General features: G+C 56.4%; 27 protein-coding genes and 1 tRNA gene. 18 read left to right on the top strand and 10 right to left on the bottom strand.

What is annotated here, in order from left to right:
- The first annotated feature begins 14 nt into the window (after positions 1–14).
- Together BBA90_RS10520 and BBA90_RS10515 are read left to right on the top strand one after the other, a co-directional pair.
- A complete protein-coding gene (locus BBA90_RS10520) occupies positions 15–965 on the top strand; it encodes a hypothetical protein (protein WP_065649084.1) in 951 nt (316 codons plus the stop codon).
- Between the two features lie 64 nt (positions 966–1,029).
- Entirely contained in the window at positions 1,030–2,442 is a 1,413-nt protein-coding gene (locus BBA90_RS10515) for a serine/threonine protein kinase (protein WP_065649083.1), read from the top strand.
- Here the strand turns inward: BBA90_RS10515 and BBA90_RS10510 are convergent.
- Positions 2,439–3,113, bottom strand: a complete 675-nt coding sequence (locus tag BBA90_RS10510; protein WP_167350684.1) for a gamma-glutamylcyclotransferase — start codon at positions 3,111–3,113, stop codon at positions 2,439–2,441. The genes BBA90_RS10515 and BBA90_RS10510 overlap by 4 nt on opposite strands.
- Before the next feature lie 230 nt (positions 3,114–3,343).
- The gene (gene chaB / locus BBA90_RS10505) at positions 3,344–3,574 is read right to left on the bottom strand and encodes a putative cation transport regulator ChaB (RefSeq protein ID WP_065649082.1); all 231 of its coding nucleotides are present in this window, start codon (positions 3,572–3,574) and stop codon (positions 3,344–3,346) included.
- 366 nt (positions 3,575–3,940) lie between these two features.
- On the opposite strand from chaB, the gene chaA reads away from it, so the two are divergent.
- Positions 3,941–5,026 carry a sodium-potassium/proton antiporter ChaA gene (gene chaA, locus BBA90_RS10500; RefSeq protein WP_065649081.1) on the top strand — a complete coding sequence of 362 codons (1,086 nt, stop codon included), beginning with the start codon at positions 3,941–3,943 and terminating at the stop codon, positions 5,024–5,026.
- 64 nt (positions 5,027–5,090) lie between these two features.
- Here chaA and kdsA read toward each other — a convergent pair whose 3' ends face one another.
- The 6 genes from kdsA to hemA are packed head-to-tail and all read right to left on the bottom strand — an operon-like array spanning position 5,091 to position 10,396.
- Entirely contained in the window at positions 5,091–5,945 is an 855-nt protein-coding gene (kdsA, locus tag BBA90_RS10495; RefSeq protein WP_065649080.1) for a 3-deoxy-8-phosphooctulonate synthase, read from the bottom strand.
- 24 nt (positions 5,946–5,969) lie between these two features.
- Positions 5,970–6,779 (bottom strand): invasion regulator SirB1, encoded by an 810-nt coding sequence (sirB1, locus tag BBA90_RS10490; protein ID WP_065649079.1) that lies wholly within the window; start codon positions 6,777–6,779, stop codon positions 5,970–5,972.
- Complete coding sequence (locus tag BBA90_RS10485; RefSeq protein WP_065649078.1) at positions 6,776–7,174, bottom strand: SirB2 family protein; 399 nt, start codon at positions 7,172–7,174, stop codon at positions 6,776–6,778. Before BBA90_RS10485 ends, sirB1 begins: the two co-directional genes overlap by 4 nt.
- An 11-nt stretch (positions 7,175–7,185) precedes the next feature.
- The gene (prmC, locus tag BBA90_RS10480; RefSeq protein WP_065649077.1) at positions 7,186–8,016 is read right to left on the bottom strand and encodes a peptide chain release factor N(5)-glutamine methyltransferase; all 831 of its coding nucleotides are present in this window, start codon (positions 8,014–8,016) and stop codon (positions 7,186–7,188) included.
- Positions 8,016–9,098: a peptide chain release factor 1 gene (prfA, locus tag BBA90_RS10475; protein ID WP_065649076.1), complete on the bottom strand. Its 1,083-nt coding sequence runs from the start codon at positions 9,096–9,098 to the stop codon at positions 8,016–8,018. The genes prmC and prfA overlap by 1 nt, the downstream gene beginning before the upstream one ends.
- 41 nt (positions 9,099–9,139) lie before the next feature.
- Complete coding sequence (gene hemA / locus BBA90_RS10470; RefSeq protein ID WP_065649075.1) at positions 9,140–10,396, bottom strand: glutamyl-tRNA reductase; 1,257 nt, start codon at positions 10,394–10,396, stop codon at positions 9,140–9,142.
- Positions 10,397–10,611: 215 nt separating this feature from the next.
- Here hemA and lolB point away from each other — a divergent pair, with 215 nt between their 5' ends.
- From lolB to BBA90_RS10450, 4 genes are all read left to right on the top strand, one after another.
- Positions 10,612–11,238 carry a lipoprotein insertase outer membrane protein LolB gene (lolB, locus tag BBA90_RS10465; protein WP_065649074.1) on the top strand — a complete coding sequence of 209 codons (627 nt, stop codon included), beginning with the start codon at positions 10,612–10,614 and terminating at the stop codon, positions 11,236–11,238.
- Positions 11,235–12,092 carry a 4-(cytidine 5'-diphospho)-2-C-methyl-D-erythritol kinase gene (gene ispE / locus BBA90_RS10460; RefSeq protein WP_065649073.1) on the top strand — a complete coding sequence of 286 codons (858 nt, stop codon included), beginning with the start codon at positions 11,235–11,237 and terminating at the stop codon, positions 12,090–12,092. Before lolB ends, ispE begins: the two co-directional genes overlap by 4 nt.
- A gap of 136 nt (positions 12,093–12,228) precedes the next feature.
- A complete protein-coding gene (gene prs, locus BBA90_RS10455) occupies positions 12,229–13,176 on the top strand; it encodes a ribose-phosphate diphosphokinase (RefSeq protein ID WP_104085358.1) in 948 nt (315 codons plus the stop codon).
- Positions 13,177–13,401: 225 nt separating this feature from the next.
- Positions 13,402–14,574, top strand: a complete 1,173-nt coding sequence (locus tag BBA90_RS10450; RefSeq protein ID WP_065649072.1) for a GGDEF domain-containing protein — start codon at positions 13,402–13,404, stop codon at positions 14,572–14,574.
- Here the strand turns inward: BBA90_RS10450 and ychH are convergent.
- On the bottom strand, positions 14,571–14,846 hold the full coding sequence (gene ychH / locus BBA90_RS10445; RefSeq protein WP_065649071.1) for a stress-induced protein YchH: 276 nt from the start codon (positions 14,844–14,846) through the stop codon (positions 14,571–14,573). The genes BBA90_RS10450 and ychH overlap by 4 nt on opposite strands.
- 260 nt (positions 14,847–15,106) lie before the next feature.
- Here ychH and pth point away from each other — a divergent pair, with 260 nt between their 5' ends.
- The 9 genes from pth (at position 15,107) to BBA90_RS10400 (ending at position 23,702) form a co-directional block, all read left to right on the top strand.
- Positions 15,107–15,694, top strand: a complete 588-nt coding sequence (pth, locus tag BBA90_RS10440) for an aminoacyl-tRNA hydrolase (protein WP_065649070.1) — start codon at positions 15,107–15,109, stop codon at positions 15,692–15,694.
- 109 nt (positions 15,695–15,803) lie between these two features.
- Complete coding sequence (ychF, locus tag BBA90_RS10435; protein ID WP_039384969.1) at positions 15,804–16,895, top strand: redox-regulated ATPase YchF; 1,092 nt, start codon at positions 15,804–15,806, stop codon at positions 16,893–16,895.
- Positions 16,896–17,194: 299 nt separating this feature from the next.
- Positions 17,195–18,193 carry an ABC transporter substrate-binding protein gene (locus BBA90_RS10430; RefSeq protein WP_065649069.1) on the top strand — a complete coding sequence of 333 codons (999 nt, stop codon included), beginning with the start codon at positions 17,195–17,197 and terminating at the stop codon, positions 18,191–18,193.
- Complete coding sequence (locus tag BBA90_RS10425; protein ID WP_065649068.1) at positions 18,193–19,233, top strand: FecCD family ABC transporter permease; 1,041 nt, start codon at positions 18,193–18,195, stop codon at positions 19,231–19,233. The genes BBA90_RS10430 and BBA90_RS10425 overlap by 1 nt, the downstream gene beginning before the upstream one ends.
- Positions 19,230–19,991, top strand: coding sequence for an ABC transporter ATP-binding protein (locus BBA90_RS10420; RefSeq protein ID WP_065649067.1), 762 nt, complete (start codon positions 19,230–19,232; stop codon positions 19,989–19,991). Before BBA90_RS10425 ends, BBA90_RS10420 begins: the two co-directional genes overlap by 4 nt.
- Before the next feature lie 11 nt (positions 19,992–20,002).
- Complete coding sequence (locus BBA90_RS10415) at positions 20,003–21,229, top strand: MDR family MFS transporter (RefSeq protein ID WP_065649066.1); 1,227 nt, start codon at positions 20,003–20,005, stop codon at positions 21,227–21,229.
- A 190-nt stretch (positions 21,230–21,419) separates the two neighbouring features.
- Complete coding sequence (locus tag BBA90_RS10410; RefSeq protein WP_065649065.1) at positions 21,420–22,181, top strand: basic amino acid ABC transporter substrate-binding protein; 762 nt, start codon at positions 21,420–21,422, stop codon at positions 22,179–22,181.
- A gap of 44 nt (positions 22,182–22,225) precedes the next feature.
- Complete coding sequence (locus tag BBA90_RS10405) at positions 22,226–22,990, top strand: amino acid ABC transporter permease (protein WP_065649064.1); 765 nt, start codon at positions 22,226–22,228, stop codon at positions 22,988–22,990.
- Positions 22,977–23,702: an amino acid ABC transporter ATP-binding protein gene (locus tag BBA90_RS10400; RefSeq protein ID WP_065650454.1), complete on the top strand. Its 726-nt coding sequence runs from the start codon at positions 22,977–22,979 to the stop codon at positions 23,700–23,702. Before BBA90_RS10405 ends, BBA90_RS10400 begins: the two co-directional genes overlap by 14 nt.
- Before the next feature lie 64 nt (positions 23,703–23,766).
- On the opposite strand, the gene phoA is transcribed toward BBA90_RS10400, so the two are convergent.
- Positions 23,767–25,173 carry an alkaline phosphatase gene (gene phoA, locus BBA90_RS10395; protein ID WP_065649063.1) on the bottom strand — a complete coding sequence of 469 codons (1,407 nt, stop codon included), beginning with the start codon at positions 25,171–25,173 and terminating at the stop codon, positions 23,767–23,769.
- Between the two features lie 246 nt (positions 25,174–25,419).
- Between phoA and BBA90_RS10390 the strand changes: the two genes are divergently transcribed.
- Positions 25,420–25,507: transfer RNA gene (locus BBA90_RS10390), tRNA-Ser, on the top strand.
- A gap of 584 nt (positions 25,508–26,091) precedes the next feature.
- On the top strand, positions 26,092–26,304 hold the full coding sequence (locus BBA90_RS10385; RefSeq protein ID WP_065649062.1) for a DUF2116 family Zn-ribbon domain-containing protein: 213 nt from the start codon (positions 26,092–26,094) through the stop codon (positions 26,302–26,304).
- Positions 26,305–26,406: the final 102 nt, after the last annotated feature.

Genomic DNA, 26,406 nt, shown 5'->3' with positions numbered 1-26,406 from the left:
TTGCAAGGATCCCTATGAAAGTGTGGTTGTCGGGCGTTGCCGCCCTGCTGCTGGCCCAGAATGCACAGGCAGAAGATTATCGTGTGGTCTATTCGCCCAGTCTGGCGCTGGAAGTCTGGATCGACAATGTTGCCAGTAAAGCGCCCGACGACTGGTGCAAAGAGACGCTGCCGTTGCGTATTGTGTCCGGTAAAAGCAGCGACACGCGTATTCTTACCAGCTTTCTGCCCCGGGTAGGCACGCTGCTGGCAAACCAGTGCGGCACTCTTGATGAGCTGCCGTGGCAGATGACCACCAAAGAAGGCAGCGTGCTGGCTAACGGCAGCGCAGCAAAACTGCAGAACTGGCGTCCGATTATCCTGAATGACGCCACTGCCAGCGCCAGCAGCACGACTGCGGCACCGCTGGATCTCTCCCGACCGGCGGACAACACGCCGCTGCAGCACTTTGCGCTGCCCGGTGGCTGTCATTTCCGCACCTGGTGGGATGATAAAGGCGCTTCGCTGTTTATCCCTGATGCGCCGGAACGGCGCTGCTCCACGGAAGGCTGGCTGGAAGGCGCAGCCAGCATGACGCTGCTGAGTAAAGGCGGGCCTGCGACGCTGCCGGTGGTCTTTTATCAGGGATACCCGGTTGCCGGTCTCGCGGCCGGCGCCAGGCCGCTGGAGATAGTCGCGGTCAACAAACAGCGGATGATTGTAACCCGGCCGGATGCTGCCGGGAGCTGGCTGGTGTTGCCGTTTGATGCGCGGGAACATGTCTGGCGTTTTAGCGGTGCCCTGCTGATTCAGATGGATAAAAAAGCTGGCAGTGAAAGCAGCACGGTAAAAGCGCAGGTCGATCGTTTACGCGGCATCTGGTCGCCGCAGTTTATGCCACAGCAAAAAGTGACAGTGTTACTGATTGACACCCTGCATGCGGATCTCGCCGATCCGGCTATCGGTGCCTGGCGTAACATTAATTAATCAGCGATCGCTGCCTGCTGCCCTGCGGCAACAGGCACTACAGGATGTGTTCAGAGAACTCACTATGTCGGCAAACGAAAATCATATCCCTAATGCCCTGCCTGCGGGCTACCGGTTTAACGAGTTTGAAATCAGGGACGTCGTAGGCGGTGGCGGTTTTGGCATCGTCTACCGCGCCTGGGATCACCAGCTGGAACGGTTTATCGCCATCAAGGAGTATATGCCGCAGTCGCTGGCCGTACGCGCAGCAGACATGTCGCTGGAGCTGCGCGGTGAGCGCTTTCAGAAGTTGTTCAACGCCGGTCGTAACAGCTTTATTCAGGAAGCACGCCTGCTGGCACGCTTTAATCATCCGGGGCTGCTGCACGTGCTGCGCTTCTGGGAAGAGAATGGCACCGCCTATATGGGAACGCTGTTCTATAGCGGTATGACGCTGAAAGCGTGGCAGGCAAGTCAGTCTGACACCGTGGATGAAGTCTGGATCCGTCGCCTGCTTCCGCCGCTGTTTGGCGCAATCAATACAATCCATACCGCCGGCTATCTGCATCGCGATATCTCGCTGGATAATATTCAGATTCAGGATAACCAGCTGCCGGTGCTGCTCGATTTTGGTTCAGCGCGCAAAGAGATCGGCAATCTGTCAGATGAAACCGAAATCATGCTTAAGCCAGGCTTTGCGCCGATTGAGCAATATAGTGAAGAGGGTGAGGTCGAACAGGGTCCCTGGACCGATATCTATGCGCTGGGCGCGGTATTGCATACGCTGATTACCGGACATGCGCCGCCGGTCAGCGTGGTGCGCTGCATCGAAGATAATTACCAGCCGCTTGCGGTAACCCGGCCTGAAGGCTATTCCCTGCCGCTGCTGCACGCCATCGACTGTGCGCTGGCGATGAAGCCTCAGGACCGTCCGCAGACCATCGACGCCTTCGCGCAGCTTATCGATCTGCCGGTGAGCGATGCCGAAGCGCTCAGCACGCCGCTGCCGGTGGTTGCCCTGCCCGCCGGGCTGCCGGACACCGCCGCAGAACCGGAACCCCCGCTGGTGGCAATTAACCCCGCTGCCGCCGCTGCTGAACCGCTCACTGGCGGTGCAGCAGGCCGACGCGCGTCGCCGGGCATAGTGGCGCTGGCTGCTGTGGCGCTGCTGGCGGTGGGTCTGGTTGTGTGGCAGACGGTGCGCCACGGTGAGACGCCACCTGTCGCGGCAGCGCCGGAAGCGGCTGCTCCGGCGACGCAGGCCCCGGCGGCAACCAGCGCACCCGCTATTGCCACACTCTATCTGCAGCTGCAGGCAGGCGAAAGCGTCGTGCTGAATGGTGAAGTGCAGGATATCAAAGCCGCCAGCAGCGGTTTTGCGTCACTCAATCTCGCTGCCGGCAGCTATCATCTTGAGGTGCGGCGCGGCGACCAGGTGCGCAGCCAGACGCTGACGATTAAGCAGCCTGGTACCTGGCTCATCAACCCTGGCAATTAAGCCTGAGGCGCTGCACGCTGCTGCAGCGCCCTTACCTCAGCGGCAAGCCGCGTCAGTGCGGCTTCCTGCATGCCGCGTCTGACCAGCTCCTGCTCAAGCGAGAAAAGGTACTGCGCATTGGTTCCGAGCGGCCCGCTCGCCTGCGCAATCAGCGGTGCAATGGTACTGCGGCAGGAATCATCCTCATACAGCGGATGACGCGGATCCATGATAAAGACCAGCGCCGTAACGCAGCGGCCGTCTTCCAGCTGCAGCTCGCACCAGGTGGGCAGATAGCAGCCGGTGATCATCTCGCGCTTCCAGAGCAGCTCCAGCTCTTCATGCAGGCGCGCCTCTGGCAGACGAAAAGCCAGGCCGCTGGTGCTGCCGCCCTCTTTTAACGCCAGCATGCGTCCTGGTGCCGCCTCGGTGCCGCGTCCGGCAGTGAGGCGCAGACAGAACGCGCGATGCCACCCCTCCAGGCGTCCTGAAGCCACCTCCTCCGCGTCAAAAACCGGGTTCCACATCAGCGAGCCATAGCCAAAGATCCATACCGGACTCTGGTCAGGCCGGCAGGCAAGCGTGGCAGAAAGCGAAGCGGCCCGCTTTTCGCAGCTCCACAGCAGCGCCTCATCAATATCACCAAACGATGTTTTGCAATCGGCTTTAAGTAAGAATTCCCGGGTTAACACTGCGATCTCCTCTACTGCACTGGCACCCTGCACGCCTGGATCCTGAACCGGTATCCTGAAAACGACGCGCGTCGGCTCAGTCAGAAACAGTAATGCATTCATTACTGCGGTTTCAAGATTGTCCTGACGCTTTTCACATAAAGAACTGTTTCAGATTATCGGCTGGCGGGAAGAAATAATGAGAGGATTAAAACAGGCGTGGTGCGGGCCGCTCTGGCCCGCATCAGCCACTACTTTTTCGGATGCCACTTGTCGTCATCGCCTTTCGCATAATCATGCTTTACTGCAGCCCAGGCAACTTTGTGCGCGACCTCTTCCCGTGATGCATCGCCCCGGCGATCTTCTTTATCCTTATATTGATCCCAGGCATTGTTAAAGGCGTTCTGATAGATGGTTTGTGCATGAGCCGGCAGCACGTGACGCACGCTGTCTGGCAGTTCGCTGGTTGATGAGTAAGGCATATCTCCTCCGGTGTCAGGTATATCGTAAAGTCTGGAACAGATGCGCTGAAATGCAAACGCTATCTTTTGCCAGCGATCGTTAAAACAGTCTTCTTAAAGCCAATAACGACCTCATATCACAGCTTCAAAGCGGCTTTTACTGCGCGATATTTGCTTATATTGAATTTATATCTATATGAATTTAAGTATAAATACTGAAATAACTGTTTATTTAACTCAATCAGATTAACTTAGCGCAAAAAGTAAAGTCGCGTAAAAAATCTGTTCAGCGAGTGATGAAAAGCTACACTGCGCCAGTGTGATTAATGCGTATAGTTAACAGGCAATGACGCCGGTTTTTAAACATTTTGCTAATGGGGATGGTGAATGGCTGGACATGAAAAAACCCGACACAGTGAGTTTTCGCTGATTCTTCCCGTTACTGCACTGACGGTGCTGAGCTTTTTTGGCAATCAGACAGCGCTGCTGCCGGTTATCGGCATCAACCTGCTGGCACTGGTGGCTATTCTGAGCAGCGCCTTTAGCGTTGTGCGCCATGCGGACGTGCTGGCGCACCGGCTGGGCGAACCCTACGGCTCGCTGATCCTGAGTCTTTCCGTAGTAATTCTTGAGGTAAGCCTTATCTCTGCGCTGATGGCAACGGGCGATGCCGCACCGGCGCTGATGCGCGATACGCTCTATTCCATCATCATGATTGTCACATCCGGACTCGTGGGCTGCGCGCTGCTGCTCGGTGGCAGAAAATTCGCTACTCAGTATGTCAATCTGGCTGGCGTTAAGCAGTATATGATTGCCATCTTTCCGCTCGCGATTCTGGTTCTGGTGTTCCCGAATGCCCTGCCAGGCGGTAACTTTACTACCGCGCAGGCACTGATTATCGCTGCTATCTCAGCCGCCATGTATGGCGTTTTCCTGCTGATTCAGACCAAAACGCATCAAAGCCTGTTTGTCTATGAGCACGAAGATGAGGGGGACGATCCGCACCACGGCAAACCCTCCGCGCACAGCTCGCTGTGGCACACGCTCTGGCTGATTGTTCATCTGATTGCGGTTATCAGCGTGACCAAAATGAATGCTAACCCGCTTGAACTGCTGCTGAAAGAGCTTAACGCACCGGAGCAGTTTACCGGCTTCCTCGTCGCGCTACTGATCCTGTCTCCGGAAGGGCTGGGCGCCATCAGAGCGGTGCTGACCAACCAGGTGCAGCGCGCCATGAACCTGTTTTTTGGTTCCGTGCTGGCGACGATTTCCCTTACCGTGCCGGCCGTCAGTATCATTGCCACGCTGACAGGACAGACGCTGATTTTTGGCCTGGAGCCCCCGCACATGGTGATGCTGATCGCCGTCCTGATCCTGTGTCACATTTCGTTCTCGACCGGGCGTACGAATGTGCTCAACGGTGCAGCGCACCTGGCGCTGTTCGCCGGTTATTTGCTGACGATCATGCTCTAATCTGATGCACAGTGAAAACAAAAAAGGCACCCGTCAGGGTGCCTTTTTCGTTTGCCACAGGCTGTCAGCTGCTGGTATCCAGTGCCGGGAAGCTCTTGACCAGATCGTCAATCGCTTTCATCTGAGCCAGGAACGGCTCCAGCTTATCCAGCGGCAGCGCGGAAGGACCGTCGCATTTCGCGCTGTTTGGCTCCGGGTGCGCCTCGATAAAGAGACCGGCAATACCAACGGCCATACCGGCACGAGCCAGCTCCGCTACCTGAGCACGACGACCCCCTGATGCGGCACCAAACGGATCGCGCGTCTGCAGCGCATGCGTCACGTCGAAAATGACCGGGCTGTTATTCGTGACTTTCTTCATTACGTTAAAGCCCAGCATATCCACAACCAGGTTGTCATAACCGAAGTTGCTGCCGCGATCGCAGAGGATAACCTTATCATTACCGCCTTCCGCAAATTTATCCACGATGTTACCCATCTGGCCCGGACTGACAAACTGCGGTTTTTTAACGTTGATCACGGCGCCGGTTTTTGCCATTGCTTCGACCAGATCGGTCTGGCGTGCCAGAAATGCCGGCAGCTGAATAACATCAACCACATCGGCAACCGGCTGCGCCTGCCAGGATTCATGCACGTCGGTGATGATCTTCACGCCGAACGCCTGCTTCAGCTCCTGAAAAATCTTCATGCCCTCATCCAGACCCGGACCGCGATACGATTTAATCGAGGAGCGATTCGCCTTGTCAAAAGAGGCTTTGAAGACATAAGGAATACCGAGTTTGTCGGTCACCGTCACATAGTGCTCACAGATGCGCATCGCCAGTTCGCGTGATTCCAGTACGTTCATCCCGCCAAACAGCACAAACGGCAGATCGTTTGCTACATCGATATCGCCAATTTTAACTACTTTCTCTGTCATGATCTTTCCTTATACCGGCAACGCTTAGTGTAGCGTGACCTGTTTCTGTTCGATTGCATGGATCTGTACTTTGATCATTTCACTCACCGGATCTTCCGGGCACTGCTCAACAAAATAGGTTAAGTCCGTGAGCGCAATATGCTCGCACTCCAGCTGAGCGTAGATTAAGCCGCGATCGCGAATTTCATACGGGTCGTCAGGATCGATCTCCAGCAATACTTTACTGACGTTCAGCGCCAGCTCCATCTGCTTCTCTTCCATCAGCGCCGCTTTCAGCGTATCGAGCATTTTCCGCATCACGCTGAGCGTCTTGGCTTCATCGAGATCGTCGGTATAGAGTTTTGCCGTAGGACTGATATTTCCCTTCAGCCAGACCTCAAGCGTATGGGTATCCAGCGTTTCACCATTGAAGGGGTTAATCAGCCACATTTCACCATCCAGCCAGTCTGCGCGCAGAATAAGCTGAGTCGGAAAAATAACCGGCATCAGCGGCAGTTCCAGCTGTTCGGCAATGTGCAGCAGGATTACCCCCAGCGACACCGCGGTGCCCTGACGGCTTTTCAGGACTTTATCGATCCAGAGCGCATCTGACAGGTTATAGACGCCGCTGGCGCCGCCAAAGCCCCATTCGCGATAGAACAGCTCCAGCAGCTTTTCCAGCCGCAGATCGGCATCCGCTGCGCTACTGATATAGTCGCGCGCCTCTTCCACCAGTTTTGACAGCTGCTGCTGAACCGAAGGGGCGGAAAAATCGTCGCGGATGGCGCAGGTTGCACCTATCACTGCTTCACTTAACGGTGTTTCATTAAAATCAAATTCTACTGATGAGGTCATACTATCCCCAAAATCGGCAGTTTGGTCATCGCCAGTTTGCCTGCAAACAGCAGAGCAACCAGCGCAAGCAGGCAGGCGAACCAGCGCGTGCTCAGCTTGCGCGGACGACGACTCAGTGCCACAAAACCCAAGGCGACGTAGATAATAACCGCTAACAGCTTCTCCGTCAGCCAGCTTCCTTGCGGTGTGAAGGGATAAAAGTGAGTAATTATCACCAGCAGCGCGCCGCTCAACAGTAAAAACGTGTCGCACAGATGCGGTACGATCCGCACCCAGCGCTGCTGCAGCAGGCCTGAAGCGGTAGTCAGCCAGTAAAAGCGCAGCAGAAACAGGCTGACGCTGATAATCACCATAAAAATATGAAACTGCTTAATCTGCGGATACCAGCCGGCCATCCTGTGTCCCTTTATGCATATTGTCCAAGCGTAACGCGCGGATTACCGCCATAGTCAGTGAGGGTGGTTACCTGCTGATAGCCCTGTTCACACATCAGGGCGCGCACGTCGGCACCCTGCTGCCAGCCATGCTCCAGCAGCAGCCAGCCCTGCGGCTGCAGCCACGCCGGGGCGCTGCGGATAATAAAACGAATATCGGCCAGCCCGGCTTCATCGGCTACCAGCGCACTGCGCGGCTCAAAGCGCACGTCACCCTGCAGCAGATGGGTGTCATCCATATCAATATACGGTGGATTACTGGCGATCAGGTGGTAGCGGGTAGCAGGCAGGTCATTAAACCAGTGGCTGAGCTGAAAGCGGACGTTGATAAGGCCAAGCCGCGCCGCATTCTCCTGCGCCAGCGCAACGGCAGCGGGAATGCGATCGCAGCCGGTGATCTGCGCGTCAGGACGTTCACTGGCAAGGGCCAGCGCAATGGCACCCGTACCGGTCCCCAGGTCAAGCACCTCACAGGGCTGTGCGGGCAGACGCAGCAGCGCCTGCTCAACCAGCAGTTCGGTATCCGGACGCGGGATCAGCGTGGCGTCACTGACACGCAGCGGCAGTGACCAGAATTCACGCTCCCCCGTCAGGTGAGCTATCGGTTCACCCCGCTGACGGCGTGCCAGCAGCAACTCAAGCTGCGCGAGCTGATCGTCGCTCAGCAGATGCTCGTCAAAGGCCAGCAGCCAGCTGCGCGTTTTACCGGTAACGAAGCTGAGCAGGATCTCAGCGTCCCGCTTCGGACTTTCGCCTCCGCTCAGCGCCATCACAGCCAGCTGACGCCAGCGGCGAATTTCCATCAATCCTGTCCGGCCAGCGCGGCGAGCTGATCGGCCTGATACTCCTGCACGATCGGCTCGATTAGCGTATCCAGCTTGCCTTCCATTGTCTCATCCAGCCGGTAAAGCGTAAGGTTGATGCGGTGATCGGTCACGCGCCCCTGCGGGAAGTTATAGGTGCGGATACGATCGGAGCGATCGCCGCTGCCAAGCAGGTTGCGGCGGGTTGAAGCCTCGGCAGCATGCCGTTTTGCCATCTCAGCCGCGTGAATACGCGCGCCCAGTACCGCCAGCGCTTTGGCTTTGTTTTTATGCTGTGAACGCTCATCCTGACACTCAACCACGATGCCGGTTGGCAGGTGAGTGATACGGATAGCGGAGTCGGTGGTGTTGACGTGCTGACCACCTGCACCTGAGGAGCGGAAGGTATCGATTTTCAGATCGGACGGATTAATATCCGGCAGTTCCGCTTCCGGCAGCTCCGGCATAACGGCCACGGTACAGGCCGAGGTATGGATGCGTCCCTGTGATTCGGTTTCCGGCACGCGCTGAACGCGATGCCCGCCCGACTCAAACTTCATCCGCCCATATGCGCCCTCGCCCGTCACCCGCGCGATCACCTCTTTATAGCCGCCGTGCTCGCCTTCATTGGCGCTCATGATCTCCACCTGCCAGCGTCGTCCTTCAGCGTAACGGCTGTACATCCGGAAGAGATCGCCGGCAAAAATCGCCGCCTCGTCGCCGCCGGTTCCGGCACGCACCTCGATAAAGCAGGGGCGTTCATCATCCGGATCTTTGGGCAGCAGCAAGACCTGTAGCTGCTGCTCCAGTACCTCACGTTTGTCGCGCGCCAGCCTGAGTTCATCCTGCGCCATTTCGCGCATTTCCGGGTCCTCAAGCAGCATCTCAGCGGTATCCACATCCTCCTGCACCTGCTGCCAGTCGCGGAAGCAGCGGGTAACGTCGCTCAGCTGGGCATATTCGCGTGACAGCGCGCGGAAACGTTCCTGATTGCCAATCACGCCGGCATCGCCCAGTAACGCTTCCACTTCTTCATGGCGTTCCTGTAACGCTTCCAGCTTGGCAATAATCGAGCTTTTCATCTAATTGTAGGTATCCCGGTGATAGGTCGTGACAGCGGAGATTACTCTAAACCGAGGCTGTCGCGTAAGATCTGCAGGCGTTCGCCATCGCCATCGCGGGCAGCCTGCTGAAGTGATTTGGTTGGTGCATGGATCAGACGGTTGGTGAGTTTATGTGCCAGCTCCTGCAGCACTTTTTCTGCATCGGCTCCCTGTCGCAGCGCAGCCAGCGCGCGCTCCTGCAGTTCAGCGCGTACCTGCTCTGCCTGCATGCGGTATTCACGGATGGACTCGCCAGCGCTTTGTGCACGCAGCCACGCCATAAACTCCCCGCTCTCCTGCACAACAATGCTTTCTGCCTGCAGGGCGGCTGCTTTACGCTGCGCCATATTCTGCTCAATGATCGCCTGCAGATCGTCCACGCTGTAAAGGTAGGCGTTAGGCAGCTTGCCCACTTCAGGTTCAACGTCGCGCGGTACAGCGATATCCACCAGCAGCATCGGCTGATTACGTCGCGCTTTCAGCGCACGCTCCACCATGCCTTTACCAATAATCGGCAGCTGGCTGGCGGTAGAAGAGATAATGATATCGGCGTCGGAAAGGCGGGTTTCAATTTCAGCCAGGCTGATAACTTCGGCACCCACTTCGTCAGCCAGCAGCTGAGCACGTTCACGGGTGCGGTTCGCGATCATCAGTTTTTTTACGCTGTGCTCGCGCAGATGGCGTGCTACCAGCTCAATGGTTTCACCTGCCCCTACCAGCAACACATTGACGGTGCTGAGCGACTCGAATATCTGCCGCGCCAGCGAACAGGCGGCGAAGGCAACAGAGACCGCGCTGGCGCCGATTTCAGTTTCGGTCCGCACGCGCTTGGCCACGGAGAACGTTTTCTGGAACATCCGCTCCAGCTCACTGGTCAGCGCACGATCGCGGGAGGAGTCGGCATGCGCCTTTTTCACCTGACCGAGAATTTGCGGTTCGCCCAGTACCAGCGAATCGAGCCCGCTGGCTACGCGCATCAGATGGCTGACTGCCGCGTTATCCTGGTGCCAGTAGAGACTGTTGCGCACATCCGCTTCCGGCAAATTGTGGTAATCACATAGCCAGCGTACCAGCTTCTCCTGCAAATCCGCCTGCTGCTCTACACTGAGGTAGAGTTCGGTGCGGTTACAGGTAGAAAGTACCACGCCGCTCTGTACCATTGGCTGCGACAGCAGGCTGTTCAGAGCCTGGTCAAGCGTATCCGGCGTAAACGACACGCGTTCACGCAGAGCGACAGGAGCAGTTTTGTGATTGATTCCGAGTGCCAGGAGCGTCATGTGATTGTGGCTGGGAAGTCCCATTGATTGTCTGGTTTTGTGAAGCGCATTCTACAAGATGCGGCAGATCATGAAAAGCCATACAAAGACTATGACAGTGATAAGATTAAACTGATCGTGCGCAATTTTCCGCTGGCCGGCATTGACGGTTATCAGGCGGGCAGTTAGCGTTATCGGTTACGAATTAAAAACGTGTCTGAGGAGATGACCACGTGATGCCATTGCCTACGCGCAAACTGTTGCGCCTTTTACCCCTTGCCAGCGTTCTGCTGGCGGCTTGCAGCATTAACAAACCGCAGCAGGGAGCGGGTCCCGCAACTACCGCGCCACAGTGGCAACAGCACCAGCAGCAGGTCGCCGGAATCAGCCATTATCAGACGCGCGGCGCTTTTGCTTACCTGTCCGATAAACAGAAAGTCTATGCCCGCTTCAACTGGCAGCAGACCGCGCCCGACCGCTATCGCCTGCTGCTGACCAACCCGCTGGGCAGCACCGAACTGCAGCTGGATGCCCAGGGCTCCGTGGTGCAGATTGTTGATAACAAGGGCAAGCGTTATACCAGTAATGATGCTGAGAAAATGATTTCGCAGCTTACCGGCATGGATATTCCGCTGGCCAACCTGCGGCAGTGGATGATGGGCCTGCCGGGCGACGCCACAGATTATCAGCTCAATAATAACTACCAGCTGAAAAGCCTGAGCTACAGCCGTAACGGCCAGCAGTGGCACGTGGCTATCGGCGACTACGACACAAAAGTCACACCCTCTCTGCCCGCTAATCTGGAGCTGACCGAGGGCGACCAGCGTATCAAACTGCGTATGGATAGCTGGACCCTGCAATGATGACCACCTGGCCCGCTCCGGCAAAACTTAATCTGTTTCTCTACATCACCGGCCGGCGCGCTGACGGCTACCATAATCTGCAAACGCTGTTTCAGTTTCTCGATGCGGGCGATACGCTGGAGATTACCCCGGATCGCAGCGGGCGTATCAGCCTGCTGACGCCGCTGCCAGGCGTGGCCGATGCGGATAATCTGATTGCGCGCGCGGCCCTGGCGTTAAAGCAGGCGGCGATGGCGAAAGGCACACTTGACGACCGCGCGGGCGCACAGATTGCGCTGGAAAAACAGCTGCCGATGGGCGGCGGGCTGGGCGGCGGCTCCTCTGATGCCGCCACGGTGCTGGTGGCGCTGAACCATCTGTGGCAGTGCAGGCTGAGCACAGATGAACTGGCTGCGCTGGGCGTCACGCTGGGCGCCGATGTCCCGGTATTTGTGCGCGGCCACGCCGCGTTTGCCGAAGGCGTCGGGGAGCAGCTGCAGCCCGCTTCGCCGCCAGAAAAGTGGTATCTGGTCGCGCATCCGGGTGTGAGTATCGCCACGCCCGATATCTTCCGCGATCCCGATCTGACGCGCAATTCACCGATACGCACATTAGATGAACTGTTGAGCCTGCCTTTTCATAATGATTGTGAAGCTGTGGCAAGAAAACGTTTTCGTGAGGTTGATGCGCTGCTTTCCTGGCTGCTAGAATACGCGCCGTCGCGCCTGACCGGGACCGGCGCTTGCGTGTTTGCTGAATTTAACACCGAGTCCGACGCTCGTCAGGTGCTGGAGCTTGCCCCGAAATGGATTCGCGGATTTGTGGCGCGCGGGCTTAACCTCTCGCCGTTGCAGCAAACCCTTTCCGGGCTTTAAGCGTTTACGTGACCGTATTACCCGTTCCAGATACGGCACGTTGCGCATTAACACACCGTATGAACAGGCTCAAACATATTCGCCGGTTATGTTTGAGCGGTTCATTCTCTGGACGTCCAAGCCTGAGGTTCTTCTCGTGCCTGATATGAAGCTATTTGCTGGTAACGCCACCCCGGAACTAGCACAACGTATTGCCAACCGCCTTTACACCAGCCTCGGAGACGCCGCTGTCGGTCGTTTCAGCGACGGCGAAGTAAGTGTACAGATTAACGAAAATGTACGCGGTGGCGATATTTTCATCATCCAGTCCACCTGTGCCCCCACCAACGATAATCTGATGGAGCTGGTTGTGATGGTCGACGCGCTGCGTCGGGCTTCTGCTGGTCGAATTACCGCTGTTATTCCCTATTTTGGTTATGCCCGTCAGGATCGCCGCGTGCGCTCAGCGCGTGTACCGATCACCGCTAAAGTGGTTGCTGACTTCCTCTCCAGCGTCGGTGTGGATCGCGTGCTGACCGTTGATCTGCATGCCGAGCAGATTCAGGGCTTCTTTGATGTGCCGGTAGACAACGTCTTCGGCAGCCCGATTCTGCTGGAAGATATGCTGCAGCTTGGCCTGGAAAACCCCATCGTGGTTTCGCCGGATATTGGTGGTGTGGTGCGCGCCCGCGCAATTGCCAAACTGCTTAATGACACGGATATGGCTATCATCGACAAACGTCGCCCGCGCGCGAATGTGTCTCAGGTTATGCATATTATTGGTGATGTCGCAGGACGTGACTGCGTGCTGGTCGACGATATGATCGACACCGGCGGTACGCTGTGCAAAGCGGCTGAAGCCCTGAAAGAGCGTGGTGCCAAGCGCGTATTCGCCTATGCCACCCACCCTATCTTCTCGGGTAACGCAGTTGAAAACCTGCGCAAATCTGTGATTGACGAGGTGATTGTTTGTGACACCATCCCGCTTTCGGAAGAGATGAAAGCGCTGCCAAATGTGCGCACTCTGACACTTTCCGGCATGCTGGCTGAAGCTATTCGCCGTATCAGCAACGAAGAATCAATCTCTGCTATGTTTGAACATTAATTGTTCACGCTTAACCGGGCCCTGCGCCCGGTTTTTTATGCTTATCCGCGCCCGCCTTCCTTTCTGAAGCTGCTTTTTTTCACGCTGTTCGCCCGATAAATTTTTACTCTGTACGCTATTCTCCCTGCCTTCTGCTCTTTTTCGTTTTCGCGCTGTCCGCTACTTCAGCCGCTTCGGAAATAGTGCTATTTTCAGCTCCACTTTTTTCCGGGAACGCCCACTGCCATGACGCTCGATATTTATACGCTGTTTGTGTGCGAGCTTTATGTGCTGGGGTTTCTGAGCATCATTATGATATTTGCCTGGGTCGGTGCCCAGTATGACCGGGTGCTGGGCTTTACCACGCTGACGCTGATACTGACGCTGTGTGCGGTATTTCTCAGCAGCCTGCGCAGTGCCGGCCTGCACTTTCTTCCGGTTGCGTTGGGCAATGTCATGGTTATGCTGGCTTACGGTACGCTGCTGTGCGCATTTCGTACCTTCTGTCAGCGACCCGTTGGCCTGCTGTGGCCCGGCGGCGCACTGCTCTGGGCGCTGCTTTGCCTGCTGCCCGGTTTTTATCACGGTCAGCCACAGCGGGTGCTGGTGCTCTGCCTGCTGTGCATACTCTATACCGCAGCGTTTATCATGCTGCTCTGGCGCGCGCGCAGCACGCTGAAAGTCACTTTCTGGCCTGCGCAGACGCTGCTGTGGATCCATCTCGGTTTTCATCTCGCCCGCATTTTCCTTGATGACGCTGTTGTCAGCCGCCAGCCGGGCGCCATTGGCGGATCGGGTTTCTCGATTTACGTTATCCTTGAATCGATTCTGTTTGTGATAGGCCTGACATTTACCCTGCTGGCGATGGTTAATGAACGATCGCAGGTGGCGCATAAGCTGGCGTCATTGCGCGATCCGCTGACCGGCGCATGGAACCGGCGTGCGCTGTTTGAACAGGCGGATAACGTGCGGCGGCGGCGGGCTCGGCTCTCTCCAGCCGACGGCTTTAGCGCGGTGCTGTTTGACCTCGATCATTTTAAAAACATCAACGATCGCTATGGCCACCTGCAGGGTGACAGGGTGTTAATCGATTTTTGCCAGATAGCTGAGGCGCATATGCCGGCAGAGAGCTATTTTGCCCGGCTCGGCGGAGAAGAGTTTGCCGCGCTGGTAACCGGCGACAGTGAGCAGGTTCGGCAGGTGTGCGAAGCTATTCGTCAGGCGACGCAGCACTCGCAGCCTGCCGGGATCGGTTATACCGTCAGTATTGGCTATGCCACAGCCAGCCCGGCTGCCAGCCAGTTTCCGGCGCTGCTGGCGCTGGCTGATGAAGCCCTTTATTGCGCGAAAGCCCGTGGCCGCAACCGCACAGAATACGCTTTTCCAGCGCCAAAGGCGGTTGCTGAAAGGGTCAGTTAATGGGGCGTATGGTTACGGCGGCAGCGGACATCACCGTGGTGACGATGCCAGTAATAACGATCTTCAATTTTTTCCCGACCGCTGACGCGCGCACCCGCCAGCCACAATAGTGCCCCGATAAAAATACCAAACATGGCACCACTGGCCAGCAGGGGCGGCATATTTACCGAAGGCAGCTGGTTGATAACGGATGAGGCGATGCCGGCAACCATGGTCAGCAGCCCCAGACACATTAATCCGTTACCTATAACGCGGCATTGATGACGTTTCATGATGTACCTCCATCCTTATGAGCAAAATAAAACCGCACATAACGTTAACCTGTCATAAGTTTAGGCAATGATAGCGGAGCATTTTGCGTCCAGGATCACACAACACAACCTGCAAATGACAAAAATTTACCTGCAGTATCTTGTTTTACATAGAAATTGACTAATCACGCAGTGACACTACTTCTGCCTGACAATCTTTGTCATCCCTGCCAGCAGGCAGTAAACTACCCTCCTTTCCGCAGGAGAACAGGATAACTATTGTGAGCAGCATTAAACTGATTGTGGGACTGGCAAATCCCGGTGCCGAATATGCGGCAACGCGCCACAACGCCGGCGCGTGGTATCTGGATCTGCTGGCCAGCCGCCATAATCAGGCGCTAAAAGAGGAGCCTAAGTTTTTTGGCTATACGGCGCGCCTGGCTCTGGCCGGGAATGATGTGCGGCTGCTGGTGCCAACGACCTATATGAATCTCAGTGGTAAAGCGGTGGCGGCGATGGCCACGTTTTACCGTATTACGCCTGAAGAGATTCTGGTCGCACACGATGAGATGGATTTGCCGCCGGGCGTCGCTAAATTTAAACAGGGCGGCGGGCATGGCGGGCATAACGGTTTAAAAGACATTATCAGCAGGCTGGGTAACAACAATAACTTTCACCGTTTGCGCGTAGGCATCGGCCATCCTGGCGATCGCAACAAAGTGACCGGATTTGTACTGGGAAAACCCCCCGCCAGCGAGCAGAAGCTGATTGATGACGCCGTCGATGAAGCGGTGCGCTGCACAGAACTGTGGCTGAAAGAAGATAAGATTAAAGCGATGAATCGTCTGCACGCCTTCAAAGCGGGCTAAGGCAATTCCCGCGCCGCGCCGGGCAATTCTGTGTATAATGCGCGAAATTTTTTGAATCAGGCGTGCCGCCCGGCGGTGCGCCACCCTCAGTGAGAAAGGTAATCAGATCATGGGATTTAAATGCGGTATCGTGGGCCTGCCAAACGTTGGCAAATCCACCCTGTTTAACGCGCTGACCAAAGCGGGTATCGAAGCAGCAAACTTTCCGTTCTGCACTATCGAGCCAAACACTGGCGTAGTACCGATGCCCGATCTGCGCCTTGATCAGCTGAGCGAAATTGTTAAACCTCAGCGCGTGGTGCCTACCACCATGGAGTTTGTGGATATTGCCGGTCTGGTAAAAGGCGCGTCGAAAGGCGAAGGCCTCGGTAACCAGTTCCTGACCAACATCCGTGAAACAGAAGCAATTGGTCACGTGGTCCGCTGCTTTGAGAATGAAAATATTATTCACGTCTCAGGCAAAGTTAATCCGGCAGAAGATATCGATATTATCAATACTGAGCTGGCACTCTCTGACCTGGATACCTGTGAGCGCGCCATTCAGCGCTGCCAGAAAAAAGCCAAGGGCGGCGATAAAGACGCAAAAGCGGAACTGGCTGCGCTGGAGAAGTGCCTGCCGCATCTGGAAAACGCCGGAATGCTGCGTGCCCTGAAGCTGGATGCTGATGAGAAAGCCGCTATCCGCTACCTGAGCTTCCTGACGCTGAAGCCTACCATGTACATCGCCAACGTTAATGAAGATGGCTTCGAAAACAACCCATACCTTGACCAGGTACGCGCTATTGCTGAAGCAGAAGGCTCGGTAGTGGTGCCGGTATGTGCAGCCGTTGAATCTGACATCGCCGAGCTGGATGATGAAGAGCGCGATGAGTTTATGGCTGAGCTGGGTCTGGAAGAGCCAGGTCTGAACCGCGTGATCCGCGCGGGTTACGCGCTGCTTAACCTGCAGACTTACTTTACCGCGGGCGTTAAAGAAGTACGTGCATGGACGATCCCGGTGGGCGCCACTGCACCGCAGGCTGCCGGTAAGATCCACACTGATTTTGAGAAAGGGTTTATCCGCGCACAGACCATCGCCTTTGATGACTTCATCACCTATAAAGGTGAACAGGGTGCCAAAGAGGCGGGCAAAATGCGTTCAGAAGGCAAAGAGTACATCGTCAAAGATGGCGATGTAATGAACTTCCTGTTCAACGTCTGATAACGGCGGCTGTTCCGCGGGATGCCCGTTACTCTCGCGCAGATAAGCAAGTGCTTTACTATCCACGCTCCGGCGTGGATTTTTTTTGGCGGCGTATGTTTCATCCCGCCTTCATTTCTGCGTTAAACCCCTTTCTGGCCTGCGCGCGCTGAAAACAGCTATTACGCGGCAATTTCCCCTTTTGCCATGACCCGGGGCATCCACCAGCGCTTGTCAACCGTTGATAATGTAATTCATTATCATTATTATCGCGGTCAGGAATTTCACGGATCAGCGCTTTTTATAAGAGAAAGGGTTAGATGAAAAAAGTCATTTGTGCATTTGCTTTGCTGTTTACTGCCGCCAGTCACGCCGTTGCTGCTCCCTACCCGCTGACCATCGAAAACTGTGGCTACAAAGAGACGTTTACTAAAGCGCCGGAACGCGTGGTTGCGCTGGGACAGAACACCACAGAGATCCTGCTGCTGCTCGGGCTGCAGGATAAGATTGTGGCCAGCGCTTTCTGGCCGACTAAAGTACTGCCGCAGCTGGCTAAGCAGAATGCCGGCATCAAAACGCTGACCGTTGAGATCCCGACGCTGGAGTCGATTCTGGCCCAAAACCCGGACTTTGTCCCGGCGCAGGCCCCGCTGCTGCTCGGCCCGGAAAGCAAGGTCGCGAAACGTGAGGATTTTGCCACGCTGGGGCTGAACAGCTATATGTCCCCTGGCATGTGCGCCACCAAAAAAGGCGCGGGCGATATGTATGGCAGTCGCCAGAAATTATGGGACATGACTTATCTGTACAAAGAGATCGACGATTTCTCCCGCATCTTCAACGTGGAAGATCGCGGTCAGGCGCTGATCGCTGACTTCAAACAGCGTGAAGCCGCGCTGCGCAGCGCCTTCAGTAAAAATGCCCGCGACCTTTCCTTTGTGTTCTGGTTCTCCAGCTCCTCGCCGGCGGCAGACGCCTACGTTGGCGGGAAGAACAGCGCGTCTGGTTTTATTGCCAGCGTGCTGGGTGGCCATAACGCCATTACTACCGAGACCGAGTGGCCTACCGTGGGCTGGGAAAGCATTATTGCCGCCAATCCGGATGTGATTGTTGTCTCCAGTCTCGATCGCAACCGCTGGACGCTGGACAGCGCTGCAGAGAAGATTAAATTCCTGAAGAGCGATCCGGCCGTGAGTCAGCTGGATGCGGTGAAAAAAGGGCATATCGTGGTTATGGATGGCCAGGCGATGAACCCGACTATCCGCACCATCTATGGCGCTGAACAGGTGGCAGAGCAGCTGCGTAAGATGGGACTGAATTAATGACCACCGCTGTTACCACCGTGCGGCAGACGCTGGTGCTCAGCACAAGTGCAGTCGCGGCGCTGTTGCTTCTGATCATGGTGATAGCGCTGGGCATCAGCGTGGGCGAACTGCCTGTGCCGCTCAGGAGCGTTTTTTTCGCGTTCAGTAATCGTCTGGGCCTGACGGCAGAACCGCTCAATCGCATTTATGAGAGCGTGATCTGGGACTTCCGGCTCAGCCGGGCGCTGGTTGCCGCCTGCTGCGGCGCGGGTCTCGCCATCTGCGGCGCCGTTCTGCAGAGTCTGCTGAAAAATGCGCTGGCAGAGCCTTACGTGCTGGGCGTTTCGGCAGGTGCCTCTACCGGCGCGGTCGCTATTGTTATTCTGGGGCTCGGCACCGGCGCCGTTTCGCTCTCGGCAGGGGCATTTGCCGGGGCCTTCGCCGCCTTTGCATTTGTCGCCTTTCTCACGAAGGGCGCGCGCAGCGGCAACGAACGGACCATCCTCGCGGGCGTCGCAGCCTCCCAGCTGTTTAATGCGGTAACCGCCTATACCATCAGCACGTCAGCCAGCGCTCAGCAGGCACGCGACGTGATGTTCTGGTTGCTGGGAAGTTTTAGCGGCGTACGCTGGCCGGAATTTCAGCTGGTGCTGATTGTGGTGCTGCTGGGGCTGGCAATCTGCCTGTGGTATTCACGCGCGCTGGATGCGTTTACCTTTGGTGATGATGCCGCCGCGTCGCTGGGTATTGCCGTACCGCGGGTACGCCTGATCCTGTTCACGACTACGGCACTGATTACCGCAACCATTGTCAGCATGGCAGGCTCAATTGGTTTTGTCGGCCTGGTCGTGCCGCACGTGATGCGCTTTTTCTTCGGGCCGCTGCATCGCACTCTGCTGCTCGCCTGCGCGCTGGCCGGAGCGATTCTGATGGTACTGGCGGATATCGCTTCGCGCCTGCTGATTGCGCCACAAAGCCTGCCGGTGGGCGTAGTCACCGCGCTGGTTGGCGTACCTTTCTTCGCTATCATTATCTACCGCTCAGGGAACAAATCATGAGTATCTGCGCTGAACATATTACGTGGAAAGTGGGCAGGAAAGTTATCGTCAATGATGTCTCACTGAACGTAGCGCGCGGACAAACCGTGGGCCTGCTGGGGCCAAACGGATCCGGTAAATCGTCGCTGCTGCGCGTGCTGGCGGGACTGCGACGCCCGCATGCCGGTCAGGTAATGCTGGATGGCAACGATATCCGCTTTATCGCAAAAAAAGCGCTGGCACGCCGGGTGGCCTTTGTGGAACAGCACGGGATGACGGATGCCAACATGCGGGTACGTGACGTGGTGAAGCTGGGACGTATTCCGCATCACTCCCCTTTCTCCAGCTGGAACGCACAGGATGACGCCACGGTTCTGGCAGCGCTGCAGCGGGTGGATATGGTGGAGAAAAGCGATCAGGGCTGGCAGAGTCTGTCAGGAGGCGAGCGGCAGCGAGTGCATATTGCGCGGGCGCTGGCGCAGGTGCCAACCGAAATCCTGCTGGATGAACCGACTAATCACCTCGATATTCATCATCAGATGCAGCTAATGAAGCTTATCAGCGAACTGCCGGTAACCAGCATTGTGGCGATACACGATCTCAATCACGCCTCCATGTTCTGCGATAATCTGATTGTGATGCAGCAGGGTGAAATTGTCGCCACCGGCACGCCGCAGGAAATTCTGAATGAGGATCTGCTGTGGGATGTATTCCGGGTGCGGGCAAAAATCGAAAATTCACCTTACCACAGCGGTAAACACATTCATTATATAGCCTGACGGAAACCTGCATGCCTGCGCCCCGCCCCGTTAAGCGGCTCTGGCTGCCCCTGCTGCCGGGCTGTCAGTTTGTTTTTAACCTTGGCTTTTACGCCGTGGTGCCTTTCCTGGCCATTTTTTTGCGCGACGATCTGGCGCTCTCCGGCACGCTGGTCGGGCTGATTCTGGGGCTGCGTACTTTCTGTCAGCAGGGTATGTTTCTGCTCGGTGGCGCACTCTCCGATCGCTTTGGCGCCCGGCGCGTGGTGCTGGCGGGCTGCATGGTACGCATCAGCGGCTATCTGCTGCTGGCGTGCGGCGACTCAGTAGCCCCGGTTATCGCCGGCGCCTGCCTGACCGGCATCGGCGGCGCGCTCTTCTCGCCCTCCATTGAAGCGCTGCTGGCGAAAGCGGGTACGCAAAGTGAAGCAGAAGGAAAACGCAGCCGCGCTGAGTGGTTTGCCCTGTTTGCCGTCTGCGGCGAGCTTGGTGCCGTTATCGGTCCGGCGGCGGGTGCGCTGCTGACCGGTTACGGCTTTCGCCAGATCGCCTTTGCAGGCGCAGCGGTCTTTATGCTGGCGATGATCGTGCTGTTTTTCACCCTGCCCGCTGCGCCCGCACGCCGCACTACGCTGCAGGTCGTACCGTGGTGGCGTACCTTTCACCAGCCGCGTTTTGTGGCGTTTATCATTGCTTACAGCAGCTGGCTGCTGAGCTATAACCAGCTCTACCTGGCGCTGCCGGTGGAGATCCAGCGTGCCGGCGGCCAGGAGAGCGATCTCGCACCGCTGTTTATGCTTGCTTCACTGCTGATCATCACGCTGCAGCTGCCGCTGGCGCGTTTCGCCCGCCGCACCGGCGCAGCGCGGATCGTCCCGTGCGGCTTTGCGCTGATTGCCGGGGCATTCCTCAGCGTGGCGCTGTATGCTGATGCCGCACCTGGCGCGGGCTGGATGCGCCTGCTGCCCGCAGCGGCTTTTGTCACGCTGCTGACGCTCGGGCAGATGCTGCTGGTGCCGGCCGCGAAAGATCTGGTGCCACGGTTTGCAGATCCGTCATCGCTGGGCGCGCACTATGGTGCCCTGGCCACTGCGGGTGGCGTGGCGGTGTTAATGGGTAATATCCTGCTGGGAGGCATGCTTGAACAGGCGCGCGTGCCGTCAGAGGCGGCCCGGCTGCCGTGGCTGCTGCTGGCGCTGTTTCCTCTCGTCAGCGCTTTTGCCATGCGCATTATCTGCGCGCCGCTGCGCAACGCGTAACCTGCGGCATATTGTGCCGCCCTCCTCCCTTACCCGCTGCGCCGCAACAGGCGGGCGACTCAATTCACGCTTTGGTGAATATTGTCCTCAGCGCTGACTATTCCGCTTGCCAGAGCATGCACCGGTGTGTATTTTTATGCATTAATTTTGCATAAATTGCACACCTTGTCCCTTCTCCAGGAGAATCATAATGTTTATCCGTTCAGCCCTGCTGGGCTTAGTGCTGGCGCTGTCAGCCACGGCGGCGCAGGCCGTCACCTATGTTGTCGGCTCTGGCGGCACTTACCGTCCGTTCGAATTTGAAAACGCGCAGAAGCAGCTGGAAGGATTTGATATCGATATCATCAAAGCCGTCGCCAAAGCGGAAAATTTTGATATCAAACTGGTTAATACCCCGTGGGAAGGCATCTTTGCCACCCTGAATTCGGGCGACCGCGACATCATCATCTCCGGCATTACCATTACCGACAAGCGCAAGCAGATGGTCGATTTCTCCGCGCCCTACTTCCCGGCTGAACAGGCTATTGTGGTGCCGGAAAACGCTAACGTAGCCTCTCTGGCGTCGCTGAAAAATCTGAATGTCGGCGTGGTGAACTCCAGCACCGGCGACATCGTGGTGTCTGATGTGCTGGGCAAAAACAGCACGGCAATTAAGCGTTTTGATAATACGCCGCTGATGCTGCAGGAGCTGTATGAAGATGGCATCGGCGCGGCCGTAGGCGATGTTGGCGTGGTGAAATACTACATTAAAACGCATCCGGAAAAGCAGTTTAAACTGGTTTCTGACAATAAGTTTGAGCGCCAGTATTTTGGTATCGCGGTAGCGAAAGGCAACGATGAATTACGCAGCAAGATCAACGCCGGCCTGCAGAAAATCATTGCCGACGGCACCTATGCGAAAATTTACGCGACCTGGTTCGACAGCAACGTTCCTGCTCTTCCCGCTCAGTAATCTCCCGTCGCCGCGCGCTCGCGCGGCACAATAAGGACGTTTTTATGACAGGCTTCCGCTGGGAAATCATCCAGGAATATATGCCGCTGTTTATCGACGGCGCGATGATGACCCTCAAATGTACCCTCATTTGTGTGATCACAGGCACCCTGTGGGGCCTGACGCTCGGCTTAGGGCGTCTGGCGTCGGCGCCGCATGGCCCGTGGAAATATCTACTGCATTACGGCATTCAGTGGCCGGTACGCATCTACATCAGCGCTTTCCGCGGCACGCCGCTGTTCGTGCAGATTATGGTGGTGCACTTCGCGCTGATCCCGCTGTTTATCAATCCACGCGATGGCATACTGGTGGCAAACGGTATTATGCCGGCAGAATTTGCCCGCGAGCTGCGCGCTAACTATGGCGCTTTCCTTTCCTGCGTAGTGGCAATCACCCTGAATGCGGGCGCTTACGTATCGGAAATCTTCCGCGCCGGGATCCAGTCGATCGATCGCGGTCAGATGGAAGCCTCGCGTTCGCTTGGCATGCCCTATGGCCGCACCATGCGCAGAGTGATTTTGCCGCAGGCGTTTCGCCGTATGCTCCCGCCGCTCGGCAATAATGCGATTGCTATCGTAAAAGATTCGTCGCTGGCGTCAGCGATTGGTCTTGCCGATCTGGCATATGCTGCCCGTACGGTTTCAGGCGCTTACGCGACTTACTGGGAACCCTATCTGGTGATTTCACTGGTGTACTGGGTATTTACCTTCCTGCTGTCGCTGCTGGTTCGTTACATGGAAAAGAGGTTTGGCAAAAGTGATCCACGTTGAAAACTTGCAGAAAAACTTTGGTGAAAACCAGGTGCTGAACGGCATCAGCTGTGACATTCCGGCGCAGGAGGTGCTGTGCGTGATCGGTCCGTCCGGCTCTGGCAAGAGCACGTTCCTGCGCTGCCTGAACGGACTCGAAAGCATCGATGGCGGTCGCGTGGTGGTGAACGGGTTTGAGGTGCAGGATCCCAAAACCCGCATCAATACGCTGCGTGAACATGTGGGTATGGTGTTTCAGCGCTTTAATCTCTTTCCGCATATGACCGTGCTGGAAAACCTGATTATGGCACCGATGGAGGTGCGCAAACTGTCGCGCCAGCAGGCCACTGAGCAGGCTAAAGCGCTGCTGGAAAAAGTGGGCCTGACTGATAAGATCAATGCCTGGCCAAACAGCCTCTCCGGCGGCCAGCAGCAGCGCGTCGCCATTGCCCGGGCGCTGGCGATGGAGCCCGACATCATGCTGTTTGATGAGCCTACCTCCGCGCTTGATCCCGAACTGGTCGGTGAGGTGCTGAGCGTCATGAAAATGCTGGCGCAGGAAGGCATGACCATGGTGATTGTTACGCATGAAATGGGCTTTGCGCGCGAAGTGGCGGATCGGGTGATGTTTATGGATCAGGGGATCATTCAGGAGCTGGACACGCCGGATGTGCTGTTCACCCGGCCGCAAAATCCGCGTACTCAGGCGTTTCTCAGCAAAGTGCTGGCGTAACCCATCACCCGGTCATAACAAAAATCCACGCCGCAGCGTGGATTTTTTTCTGTCTGCTATCCGCTTATTTAAGCGCCATCGCATTTTTTAGCGTGAAGAACAGATCGGTCTGGTCGGTCAGCCCCACCACGTTTGCCGCATGCGGTCCGTAAGCAGCAATGCGCAGCTGCGCACCGGTATGTTCCTGCGAATCCTCTTCCGAGTTGCCGTAGCTGATGGTCATTACCGCACCATCTTTCGTGTTCAGCGCCTGGGTCAGGCCCGGCGCTTTGGTGCCATTCTCAACAATCTGACTGCTGTGCGCGTGGTCGGCGGTGACCACCACCAGCGTATCGCCATGTTCGCGGGCATAAGCCAGCGCCACCTGTACCGCTTCGTCGAGATCGACCGTTTCGCCAATCTGGCCGCACGGGTTAGCCGCGTGATCCTGTTTATCGATTGAAGCGCCCTCGACCTGCAGGAAGAACCCTTTCTCATTTTTACTGAGCAGGTCGATCGCTTTTGTCGTCATCTGCGCCAGCGTCGGCACCGATGCCGGCCGATCCTGATTAACCTCACAGGTCACGACCGGTTTATCAATATTGCCATGATAACTGGCTTTGGGACCCTGCCAGCGCACCGGCATATTGCCCGGCGCAAACAGTCCCAGCAGCGGCTGCTGCTGAGTCGCCTGCTGTACCGCGTTCAGCGCGTCGAGATTTTCTGCCAGCTGATAGCCGCGCGCCTGCGCCTGTTCATACAGCGTTTTACCTTTATAGTCGCCAGCTTTCGCGACCTCATTAAAGCTTTTTGCACCGCCGCCCAATAACACATCCGGACGGGTCAGCAGCATCTGCTCGGTAATCGAGCCTTTGCCACCCTGCTCTAATGCGTTAGTCGGGCAGAGTTCACTGGTTTTCTCAGGACCGTAGCATTTGCGCGAGGTGACATGTGCCATCAGTGCCGCCGGCGTTGCATCCTGCAGTTCGGCGGTAGAGACATTCCCGGTGGCTTTGCCGGCCGCTTTGGCCAGCTCAAGCAGCGTGGTTTGATCCTGACCATTGACGTCGACACCAATAGCTCCGTTGTACGACTTGGTGCCTGTCGCCCATGCGGTGGCGGAAGCGGCAGAGTCAGTGACGTAGCCCGGTTTGTGCGTTTTTTTATCCAGCGAATAGTGCGTGTACTGTCCGGTAAGCGGTAGCGCATCAATACCGGCAAAAAAGCCGCCCGCGCCCATCGCCAGATTACGCGCAGCGGTGATCTCAGAGTCACCCATACCATCGCCGATCAGCAAAATGACATTTTTTGCCGTTTTATTACTTAGCGAGGCCTTCAGCGCCTCAGTCTGATCGCTGCTCAGCCGACGTGCGCCACCGTGCTGCGTCAGATCGCCGGTGGCTGCTCTATTGTATGTTGTAACGTCTGCCACCGCAGCGGTGGCGGTAAGCGTAGCCAGCAGTGAAACCGTCAGCAGAGGTAAGTGTTTCATTCTTCAGCATCCTTATCAGTGAGACAACCCGTTTATTTTCGCTGCCAAGTCTGCGTCAGCGGGATGACATTTTTGTGTCAGACACGCAACGTTTCAGTGACAATCACAGCAAAGTGAACAGGGTTAAGACAATCTGTGCAGAGCTTAAGCAGATAGAAAAAAAGGAGAAAATAGCACTTGACCCTTTTCAGCTAACTCCCTATAGTAGCGCCCCGTTGACCCAGCGCGGTTAGCGAAAAAATATGTGGTGAGGTGTCCGAGTGGCTGAAGGAGCACGCCTGGAAAGTGTGTATACGGCAACGTATCGGGGGTTCGAATCCCCCTCTCACCGCCACAAATTTGAAGAAGAGCCTGAACTTATGTTCAGGCTTTTTTTTTGCATATTGCATCGTGAGAGGGGTATGAGAACCCCCGGCCGGGTTCGACGGTGAACACTGTTCACCGGACAGCGGAGCCTGCGACGCTGCCCGCAGGGTGAGCAAAGCGAATCAATCCCCCTCTCACCGCCACAAATTTGAAGAAGAGCCTGAACTTATGTTCAGGCTCTTTTTTTTTGCATATGGCATCGTGAGGGGGGTATTCGAACCCCCCGACCAGGTTCGACGGGCAACACTGGTCACCAGAGCCTGTAATACTCGACCTTTTTTCAGTCTTACAGAGATCTTTTTGGAAATATCCGGACGGACCTCAGCACAGACCTGACCACCCTCAGCAGACTCAGGCCGCAGTTCTTCTTCAGGTCTGCTAAACTGATCCGGCAGCAACATTCAGCAGGGATAATGCGGATGGGGTGCCAGCGACCCCTTTCCATCAGCCCTGTTGAAAACTCCCTTTTTACGATGACACTCTTTGTATCATTACCAAAGCAGTCAGGGCGTTATCGCCCAAAGAAACGTTTGATTTATTAAGGAAAAAATTATGGATGATGTAGATCTGGCACAGGAACGAGAAGCGGCTCATCTTGAGAGCGCATTATTTGCCCGCCAGCCGCGCCTGGTGAGCACAACAGGCAAGTGTATCTGGTGCAGAGATGAAGCGATTGTTGCTGATACTGCATTCTGCTCTTCAGAGTGTGGAGAGGATTACCACAAGCATCAGCGCGAAATGAAGCAGCGGATCACCGGCGAATAGCCGGAAGCGGCGCTTAGCTAATCCGTAAAGCGCCGCACGCCATAACCTTGTGATGCATGCTTAATAAAGCAGATTAAGCCTGCGTTTTTTTACAGGATAACG

Origin of the sequence: Pantoea eucrina (assembly GCF_001691555.1) — a bacterium.
Lineage (GTDB): Bacteria > Pseudomonadota > Gammaproteobacteria > Enterobacterales > Enterobacteriaceae > Pantoea > Pantoea borealis.
This window is presented reverse-complemented; position numbering and strand designations above follow the sequence as displayed.

Bases quoted from the DNA above. Each gene is read 5' to 3' on its own strand.
- kdsA (WP_065649080.1), bottom strand. From the start codon at position 5,945: ATGACAGAGAAAGTAGTTAAAATTGGCGATATCGATGTAGCAAACGAT.
- prfA (WP_065649076.1), bottom strand. From the start codon at position 9,098: ATGAAAAGCTCGATTATTGCCAAGCTGGAAGCGTTACAGGAACGCCAT.
- BBA90_RS10520 (WP_065649084.1), top strand. From the start codon at position 15: ATGAAAGTGTGGTTGTCGGGCGTTGCCGCCCTGCTGCTGGCCCAGAAT.
- chaB (WP_065649082.1), bottom strand. From the start codon at position 3,574: ATGCCTTACTCATCAACCAGCGAACTGCCAGACAGCGTGCGTCACGTG.
- BBA90_RS10415 (WP_065649066.1), top strand. From the start codon at position 20,003: ATGCCTGCGCCCCGCCCCGTTAAGCGGCTCTGGCTGCCCCTGCTGCCG.
- hemA (WP_065649075.1), bottom strand. From the start codon at position 10,396: ATGACGCTCCTGGCACTCGGAATCAATCACAAAACTGCTCCTGTCGCT.
- chaA (WP_065649081.1), top strand. From the start codon at position 3,941: ATGGCTGGACATGAAAAAACCCGACACAGTGAGTTTTCGCTGATTCTT.
- prmC (WP_065649077.1), bottom strand. From the start codon at position 8,016: ATGGAAATTCGCCGCTGGCGTCAGCTGGCTGTGATGGCGCTGAGCGGA.
- ychH (WP_065649071.1), bottom strand. From the start codon at position 14,846: ATGAAACGTCATCAATGCCGCGTTATAGGTAACGGATTAATGTGTCTG.
- BBA90_RS10430 (WP_065649069.1), top strand. From the start codon at position 17,195: ATGAAAAAAGTCATTTGTGCATTTGCTTTGCTGTTTACTGCCGCCAGT.
- phoA (WP_065649063.1), bottom strand. From the start codon at position 25,173: ATGAAACACTTACCTCTGCTGACGGTTTCACTGCTGGCTACGCTTACC.
- BBA90_RS10425 (WP_065649068.1), top strand. From the start codon at position 18,193: ATGACCACCGCTGTTACCACCGTGCGGCAGACGCTGGTGCTCAGCACA.
- BBA90_RS10420 (WP_065649067.1), top strand. From the start codon at position 19,230: ATGAGTATCTGCGCTGAACATATTACGTGGAAAGTGGGCAGGAAAGTT.
- BBA90_RS10405 (WP_065649064.1), top strand. From the start codon at position 22,226: ATGACAGGCTTCCGCTGGGAAATCATCCAGGAATATATGCCGCTGTTT.
- lolB (WP_065649074.1), top strand. From the start codon at position 10,612: ATGCCATTGCCTACGCGCAAACTGTTGCGCCTTTTACCCCTTGCCAGC.
- sirB1 (WP_065649079.1), bottom strand. From the start codon at position 6,779: ATGACCTCATCAGTAGAATTTGATTTTAATGAAACACCGTTAAGTGAA.
- BBA90_RS10410 (WP_065649065.1), top strand. From the start codon at position 21,420: ATGTTTATCCGTTCAGCCCTGCTGGGCTTAGTGCTGGCGCTGTCAGCC.
- ychF (WP_039384969.1), top strand. From the start codon at position 15,804: ATGGGATTTAAATGCGGTATCGTGGGCCTGCCAAACGTTGGCAAATCC.
- BBA90_RS10385 (WP_065649062.1), top strand. From the start codon at position 26,092: ATGGATGATGTAGATCTGGCACAGGAACGAGAAGCGGCTCATCTTGAG.
- BBA90_RS10450 (WP_065649072.1), top strand. From the start codon at position 13,402: ATGACGCTCGATATTTATACGCTGTTTGTGTGCGAGCTTTATGTGCTG.
- BBA90_RS10485 (WP_065649078.1), bottom strand. From the start codon at position 7,174: ATGGCCGGCTGGTATCCGCAGATTAAGCAGTTTCATATTTTTATGGTG.
- BBA90_RS10515 (WP_065649083.1), top strand. From the start codon at position 1,030: ATGTCGGCAAACGAAAATCATATCCCTAATGCCCTGCCTGCGGGCTAC.
- ispE (WP_065649073.1), top strand. From the start codon at position 11,235: ATGATGACCACCTGGCCCGCTCCGGCAAAACTTAATCTGTTTCTCTAC.